Source organism: Leptospira haakeii, assembly GCF_002812045.1.
Classification (GTDB): Bacteria; Spirochaetota; Leptospiria; order Leptospirales; family Leptospiraceae; genus Leptospira_B; species Leptospira_B haakeii.
The window spans coordinates 1-7,413 of sequence record NZ_NPEG01000029.1; the positions used below are offsets into that span (position 1 = coordinate 1).

The following is a 7,413-nucleotide window of genomic DNA, read 5'->3' on the forward strand; positions in this document are numbered from 1 at the left end:
AAATACGGAACCTCCTCCCCTAGACATAAAATTATCGAAATGGTAACGGAGCTTTTTAAAAATGCTGGGTTTCTCTTTCATGAGGAATGAAGAGTGAAGTAGTAATTATTTATTTCCAGCGGAAAAATGTCCTGCCTGGAAATTTATGGTGTCAGACTCCGTTTGAACAGTTGGCAAAATTAAATTGGAAATTGTAATTTCGGATTGTTCCGGTAACGTTCACAGTATTCGAAAAATTAGATTTGTTCCTGAGTTGTCCGGAAACGGTTCCTGTGAGCGGACCACTTCCTCCGTCTACACTCCCATCAGTATAAGTTTGTTCTAATTGGAAGTTATCGTCGAAGTTTTCGAATACATTAGAACTGGAATCCGTATATTCGAAAACAAGTCCTTCGCTCAGGACCATAGTGCCAAACTCTTTTGGGATTTCCATATATACGCTTTCGGAAGAATTCGAACGCCAGGTCTGAGGGAACGGTGAAATGACTCCGGACTGGTTATAATTAGGATGCTGCATGGAAACATTCGAATGTAGAAGGAAACTGACTGCATCCACTTCAATATTTAATTCACATTCGGGACAAGCAGCTGAATAAAATTGTGCATATGCTAGACAGAGAGGATTAAACCCGTCTGTACTGGTGTCCTTTTCTAAAAAATCTAATTTTAAAAGAGAACATTGTAAGCAGAATAAAAGGAAGAAGACCCAAAAGGGGAAAAGACGTTCAAAGGACCTCAGCAATTTGGAAACCATCATATTCCTCCTCACATAAACAAGTATAACGTCCTTTTATATTTTTCAGACAAAGTTTCTCGGAAAAAATGTAATAACTCGAAGTTTATTTTAAAAGAGGTCTGATCATATAGAATAGCCGTCACAGAATCCGATTTATAATCAATCTAAATCCGAATATTTATAGAATTAGATCTAAGATTTTGACCGACAGAATCCAAGGAATGTGAAATACTCGCTCGATTAGATTATGGCTCGCATCTCTTTCTTTTTTCTAGGTAGTTTATTATTTCTGTTCTCTTGTAATTCTCCCCAGGTAACCGCTTACCAGGAGCATAGCGATCACCATGAGTTTATCGGAAGTTGTTTAGATTTTTTAGCTGGAAGTGATTCTTTTGTTCCTTTGACGGACGCAGTCGCCTTGGATGAATTGCGACATTCTGCCGAGGAGCACGCATCTAATAGTGTAATCATCGGAGACTTGTATTACGATCTAAACCAGAAGGAAGGTAGGCATTTCTATCTGGAAAGTGACGATTCGATTGCATATTATCGCCCCCAAGCGGTTGTACTCGGAGGTTGGGAAATGATCCAGCATCTATGTGCTAGACATATCCGACATGAGATTGAAAGAGGATTTGCAAAGTCTTCTTCCATTTTGAAAAAAAATCCTGCCTCGATAAAAGAGGCGGAAATTCTCGCAGAAAAAAATTTGATCCTCTATCTGAAATTTGCAGAGGCTTCTAAAGGAAAACCGAGCCATATCAGAAATTTTCTTTTTATTCCTGTTTCCAGATTTCTGAAGAAGGGAGCGGGGATTTATTTTCCTTCCTGCAATCTGATGGATAAAATGAAGGATCCGATCCTCTACGGATTGCAGAGTGCGAAAAGAAATCCGGAAACTATGACTGCTTGGACTCAGATGATGTTGGCAGTTACGAACTTCTCCGCAACACATATGCAGGATTGTAAGGTAAGTGTTGAAAGTCCTTTAAAACTTTTACAGGTAGAAAAAACAGAATTAAGGGATGTGATCGAAGAGCCTCAAAGGAATAGATCCGCATCTAAAATAAAATTCGGATCGAAAGCCCGGAAATAATTCTATTTATTTAGCGGTATAGTCTTCGAAGATCTCTCTGAGGCTATCTTCCATTTCTCGAATATACCGTAGATCTTTGGTCATTCTCCAAAGAGTAATGGAACCATGATACGCCATTAATACTCTTCTGGAAACATATTGTATATCCATCGTTCTCGAAAATTGTCCCGAAGCAACTGCACGACTCAGATAATCTCGGATCATCTTAGTCCATTTTTCAGCGATACCTTTTAGGAATTCAGTATATTCAGGATCCGCGTCCATAACTTGATTTGCAAAACCTGCAAATGGATCCCCGAAAAATTCATGATGACGGATCTGTCTTTCCTTCAAGATCACCCAAGCTCTTAAAAATTCTTGAACCTCCGGATATCTCTCCATAAGAGAGCCAAGATCAGAAAGAGTTCTTTCTTCCTGACGAGCGAGGTAGGCGATCCCTAATTCTTTTTTAGAAGGAAAATGATCGTAAAGACTAGCAGCTACCGAACCGGATTCTTGGATAATCTGTCTCATTCCGGTATTGGAGAATCCCTGTTTGTAGAAAAGATCTGTTGCAGTATCTAGAATTCTTTCTCGGACACTTGCCCCGGAATCTCTTTTTTTTCTCTGAGCGGTCATGTGCTTAAATACGTTATTTTTTCAGTATTGCCCTAAAAACCTCGTTTCGTCAATAGAATTTGGGTTTAGCGTATAAAAAACCAGAACGAACGTTCTGTATTTTTTTATTGCCCCGATTTCCTAGGGGTCTAAGCTAGTGTCAGGACGGTTCAAAATGTCTGTTACGGAAAAAGAACAAGTCAGAACCAGATTTTCGGATCTAGATACGCAAAGACATACCACTAGCAGGACATATGAAGACTCCTGTCTAGGTGATAGATATCGTATCTTAGAAGAAGCGGGATATTCTTGGAAAAGAATGATCGAAGAATCAGTTCGATTACAAACCGTCGGGGCAGACATACGTTTTCTTGCCCAACAAATGGAAAACACTGAGTTATCCATACGCACTAGTTATCGTTCCGGGCAAGACGGCCTGTTAACCTTCTCCCAAGAAGTTTTGGATCCAAACGGAAAAGTCGCAGCGGAGATCAGAACATTAGCAAGAACGGAGAAGGACGGAAAACCTTTCCAGCTTATCGCTGCCCAAGATCCTTCTGAAGAATTAATCTCTTCATTTGAATCTATACCTTCTTTTTCAGGATCTTGCGGGCGCACACTTGCGGAGAGGGATCTATTCTACTGCGAAAGAAATCCATTCGGTGACTATAATCCTTCTCATTATTGGAGATTATTGGAAGAAGGTCGCTGGAATTTCACTGCAGAATGTGGGCTGAGCCTAGAAGATCTGGTAGCAATGGACACCACACTTTTCTATATGGGTGGAAAGATTCGTTATCGTAAGCCTCTTGCTGCAGGCAGGAGAGCTAAAATACAAACCTGGATTCATAGTTTTGATAAAATTTGGAGCCGTATGAGACAAGAAGTCAGCGACTCCGAAACTGGAGAAATTTTAGCGGAATCCATGGATGATCTACTCGTAGTATCCGTAAGCAAGTCCAGACCTAAAAAACCTGGAGAAGATTTGCTGAAAGTATTCGCAAGGGTCACCGAGTTTCCTGAGGGAGCCTCCAAATGAAATATTATCTTATTCTAATGAACGTACCAAATAAAAGGTCTGGAGAAAGACAATGAAACTCGATCAAAAATTGGCGATTTGTACGCCAAGAAGAACTCCCTTCGCTCAAATTGCGAAAGCTTTAGGACCCTATCCTGGCCATCACCTAGGTCGTATAGTGGCTGAAGACATTATTGCAAAGAGTGGAGTTAAAAAAGATCAAATCGACGGAATCGTAGTTGGAGAAGGTTTCTCTAACGCTCCGAACTCCGCGAGAGTGATCGCTAACCTAATCGGACTCAGAGACGAAGTTCCTTCGATCACTGTATCTAATAACTGTGTATCCGGAATCGAAGCTCTTTCTGAAGCAGCTCGCCGTATCATTCTTGGAGAAGGTGAACTTTTCCTAGTAATCGGAGAAGAGTCCCAAACTTCTATGCCTTTCGTTGTGAAAAACGCAAGATTGAACAAGAAAGCAGGATCTTTGGATAAACTGAAAAAACTTCTTCCTGACAATCTTCCAGAAGGTGTTGAACTTAGAGACACTCTTGAAGACGGACTTGGCGACGGAGAAACTTCTTACGGAATGCAAGTAACTGCTGAGATCCTTGCTCAGAACTACGAACTTTCTCGTGAGATTACTGACAAATTAGCTTTCGAATCTTTCAAAAGAGCATTAGAAGCTTCTAAAGCAGGGAAATACACTCCATTCATTATCCCAATGAAAGACGAAGACGGAACTGAACTTACTATCGATGAGGCAGTTGGACTTCGTGAAGGACTTGTTGAAAACCCAAGCCGTATGGGAAGAGCAATGCTTCTTTTTGAAAACCCACAAATGAAATTTGATGAGTTCAAAACCAAGTATTCCAAATATCTTAAAAAATCTCACGGACCAACCGTTTCTATCTTTAACGCGAGCCCTCGTTCTGATGGAGCAGCTGGTGTTATTTTAACTACTGTTGAAAAAGCAAAAGCACTTGGATTAAAAATCGAAGCAGTTCTTTCCGGATGGAAAATGTACGGTGTAGATCCTAACTTGATGGGAATCGGACAAGCTTACGCTACCGAAGCACTTCTTAAAGACACCGGAGTTAAGATCGAAGATGTAGACTACGTTGAGATCCACGAAGCATTCGCAGCGACTGCAGTTGCAGCTCTTGTTCAAATCGAAAAAGATACCGGTTGGAAATGGGAGCAAAAATTCGACGAGAAGAAGATCAACCCTAACGGTGGATCTATCGCGATCGGTCACCCATTCGGAGCTACTGGTATCCGTTTGGTGAGCAACGCGATCATGGACCTTCAAGACGACCCTAAAGCTAAAAAAGTAGTTCTTACTGCTTGTGCTCACGGTGGAATTGCAGGAGCAATGCTCATCGAAAGATTCGAAGGTTAATTCTTAATATCTTGAATTGAATGAAACCCTGGAGAAGGAAACTTCTTCGGGGTTTTTTTATACATTCTTCATAATCTCTTTTTTTATTTTCTTATTTATATACTTAAATATTTTATATAAGCGTTCTTTGAATTTTTGCTTTCAATATTCCTGTTTTTGTGGTCTAAATAGTGTATATGCACCAATAGAAAATTTTCGAAATCTAATCGGGAGAAAAACGATGAAGCTCGAAACTAAACTTGCAATTTGCACACCTTTGAGAACTCCATTCGCACAGATCGCAAAAGGATTGGGGGCTTATCCGGCTCATCATTTAGGAAAGATCGTAGCGGAGAGTATTATCCAAAAAAGTGGGATCAAAAAAGAAGATATAGATGGAATCATAGTAGGAGAGGGTTTCCCAAGTTCTCCGAATCCTGCTAGAGTAATCGCAAATCTGATAGGGCTACGGGATGAGATCCCTTCTATCACACTTTCCAATAACTGCGTATCTGGATTGGAGGCAGTTTCAGAAGCAGCAAGAAGGATTATATTGGGAGAAGGAGAAGTATTCCTTGTAATCGGAGAAGAGTCCCAGACCGACATGCCTTTTATAGTAAAAAATGCTCGCCTGAACAAGAAAACCGGATCATTAGATAAATTGAATAAACTTCTGCCCGATAATCTTCCTGAAGGAGTGGAGCTTAGAGATACTCTGGAAGACGGTTTGGATGATGGTGAGAATTCCTACGGAATGCAGGTGACTGCGGAAATTCTCGCTCAGAATTATGAATTATCTCGAGAGATCACTGATAAAGTTGCATTTGAGTCTTTTAAACGTACTTACGAAGCTTCTATGTCGGGAAAATACGAACCATTTATCATTCCTGTAAAAGATCAGGAAGGAAACATGCTGAAAATTGACGAGGCAGTAGAGCTTAGAAAAGGTCTCGTCGAAAATCCAAGTCGTATGGGAAGAGCAATGCTTCTATTTGACAACCCTCAAAGTAAGTTCGAAGATTTTAAGAAAAAATACGGCAAAGATCTGAAGAAAACTCATGGGCCAACAGTTTCTATTTTCAACGCAAGCCCTCGTTCTGATGGAGCCGCAGGAGTTATCATTACTACTGTGGAAAAAGCGAAAGCCTTAGGATTAAAGATAGAAGGACTACTTTCCGGATGGAGAATGAAAGGAGTTCATCCGAATCTGATGGGACTTGGACAAGCAGTTGCCACAGAAGGATTGTTGGAAGACCTACATTTAAAATTGGAAGACATGGATTACGTTGAGATCCATGAAGCCTATGCATCTACCGCAGTTGCAGCTATGGAACAGTTAAGAATGGACACCGGTTGGGATTGGGAGAAAAAATTCGATGAGAAAAAGATCAATCCAAATGGAGGATCTATCGCGATCGGTCACCCATTTGGAGCCACAGGAGTTCGTTTGGTGAATAATGCGATCATGGATTTACAAGAAGATCCTAAAGCAAATAAAGTCCTACTCACCGCATGTGCTCACGGAGGAATTGCCGGTTCCATGTTGATCGAAAGATATAAAGATTAATTCCAATTCTAAAACCCCGAAGGAGAGAATCTTTCGGGGTTTTTATTATCAACTTTTAACTTACTCTTTCTAAAGAAGGTTGGTCCAAAATGGATCTTCTGTTTTTCAATATGAATAGTCCGAATACCAATGCAGTCACGAACATAAGAAGGCTATAAGTGATAGGAACAACAGTCATTGTTGGGACTTGCAAAATAGTTCCAGTGACTAAAAGTGCTGTAGTCCCATTTTGTATACCTAACTCGAAAGCGATCGTAACAGCTTGTGTTCTACTTAAACGTAAAAGTAGCCCGAGTAAAAATCCAAGGCTAATGCAGATACAATTCATAGTAAGAGCTGCGGCTCCACTCTGAGCAAAAAATCCCCACATCTTCTCCCAGTTCTGGCGTACAAGACCTGCTATGATCGCGAATAGAATGATCATCGAAAAAACTTTTACAGGTTTTTCGCAACCTTCAGCGAATTTCGGGGAATAATTTTTGACAGCCATTCCGATCCCTACAGGAAGAACAGTGATGATAAAAAGTTGTAGGATTGTTTTCAAAATAGGAAGATCTATCGTTTTCCCTTCTCCCATAAAATATACCATTGAATAGTAAGTTAGAAACGGAAGGGTAAAAGGTTTAATCACACTAATTAAAGCAGTTAACGTTACGGATAATGCTACATCTCCTTTAAACAAATACGAATACATATTTGAAGTTGGACCGGAAGGGCAACAAGACAATACCATTAATCCGACTGCCAATAATGGTTCCAAATGGAACATGGTAGCTACCATAAATCCCAAAAACGGTAATAGTAAAAGTTGGGCTAATAGGCCGACCAATACAGCTTTAGGAAATAGGGCCACTCTCTCAAAATCCTTAATTGTTAGAGATAGCCCCATCCCGAACATGATTATAAAAAGTGAGATCGGGAGAACTATCTCCAGTAAAAATCCACTTTGCATTTTTTTCTCCTTATTGTTTTTAATTTATTTCTTTTGATACGAACTTTGTAGGTTGTCCGTTTGTTCTAA

7 protein-coding genes are annotated in these 7,413 nt (G+C 40.2%); 4 read left to right on the top strand and 3 right to left on the bottom strand.

Annotation, left to right across the window (positions count from 1 at the left end; genetic code table 11):
• Positions 1 to 151: 151 nt before the first annotated feature.
• Positions 152 to 757, bottom strand: a complete 606-nt coding sequence (locus CH377_RS19480; RefSeq protein WP_125172199.1) for a hypothetical protein — start codon at positions 755 to 757, stop codon at positions 152 to 154.
• A gap of 226 nt (positions 758 to 983) precedes the next feature.
• Here CH377_RS19480 and CH377_RS19485 point away from each other — a divergent pair, with 226 nt between their 5' ends.
• Positions 984 to 1,832 (top strand): hypothetical protein, encoded by an 849-nt coding sequence (locus tag CH377_RS19485; protein ID WP_100725397.1) that lies wholly within the window; start codon positions 984 to 986, stop codon positions 1,830 to 1,832.
• A 6-nt stretch (positions 1,833 to 1,838) separates the two neighbouring features.
• On the opposite strand, the gene CH377_RS19490 is transcribed toward CH377_RS19485, so the two are convergent.
• Positions 1,839 to 2,450, bottom strand: coding sequence for a TetR/AcrR family transcriptional regulator (locus CH377_RS19490; protein WP_100725398.1), 612 nt, complete (start codon positions 2,448 to 2,450; stop codon positions 1,839 to 1,841).
• A gap of 154 nt (positions 2,451 to 2,604) precedes the next feature.
• On the opposite strand from CH377_RS19490, the gene CH377_RS19495 reads away from it, so the two are divergent.
• The 3 genes from CH377_RS19495 (at position 2,605) to CH377_RS19505 (ending at position 6,392) form a co-directional block, all read left to right on the top strand.
• A complete protein-coding gene (locus CH377_RS19495; protein WP_100725399.1) occupies positions 2,605 to 3,468 on the top strand; it encodes a thioesterase family protein in 864 nt (287 codons plus the stop codon).
• A 52-nt stretch (positions 3,469 to 3,520) separates the two neighbouring features.
• On the top strand, positions 3,521 to 4,846 hold the full coding sequence (locus CH377_RS19500) for a thiolase family protein (RefSeq protein ID WP_100725400.1): 1,326 nt from the start codon (positions 3,521 to 3,523) through the stop codon (positions 4,844 to 4,846).
• Between the two features lie 220 nt (positions 4,847 to 5,066).
• Positions 5,067 to 6,392, top strand: coding sequence for a thiolase family protein (locus tag CH377_RS19505; RefSeq protein ID WP_100725402.1), 1,326 nt, complete (start codon positions 5,067 to 5,069; stop codon positions 6,390 to 6,392).
• A gap of 55 nt (positions 6,393 to 6,447) precedes the next feature.
• Here CH377_RS19505 and CH377_RS19510 read toward each other — a convergent pair whose 3' ends face one another.
• Entirely contained in the window at positions 6,448 to 7,344 is an 897-nt protein-coding gene (locus CH377_RS19510) for a bile acid:sodium symporter family protein (protein ID WP_100725401.1), read from the bottom strand.
• Between the last annotated feature and the right edge of the window lie 69 nt (positions 7,345 to 7,413).

Coding starts and splice junctions, on each gene's coding strand:
- CH377_RS19480 (WP_125172199.1), bottom strand. CDS start 757: ATGATGGTTTCCAAATTGCTGAGGTCCTTTGAACGTCTTTTCCCCTTT.
- CH377_RS19485 (WP_100725397.1), top strand. CDS start 984: ATGGCTCGCATCTCTTTCTTTTTTCTAGGTAGTTTATTATTTCTGTTC.
- CH377_RS19490 (WP_100725398.1), bottom strand. CDS start 2,450: ATGACCGCTCAGAGAAAAAAAAGAGATTCCGGGGCAAGTGTCCGAGAA.
- CH377_RS19495 (WP_100725399.1), top strand. CDS start 2,605: ATGTCTGTTACGGAAAAAGAACAAGTCAGAACCAGATTTTCGGATCTA.
- CH377_RS19500 (WP_100725400.1), top strand. CDS start 3,521: ATGAAACTCGATCAAAAATTGGCGATTTGTACGCCAAGAAGAACTCCC.
- CH377_RS19505 (WP_100725402.1), top strand. CDS start 5,067: ATGAAGCTCGAAACTAAACTTGCAATTTGCACACCTTTGAGAACTCCA.
- CH377_RS19510 (WP_100725401.1), bottom strand. CDS start 7,344: ATGCAAAGTGGATTTTTACTGGAGATAGTTCTCCCGATCTCACTTTTT.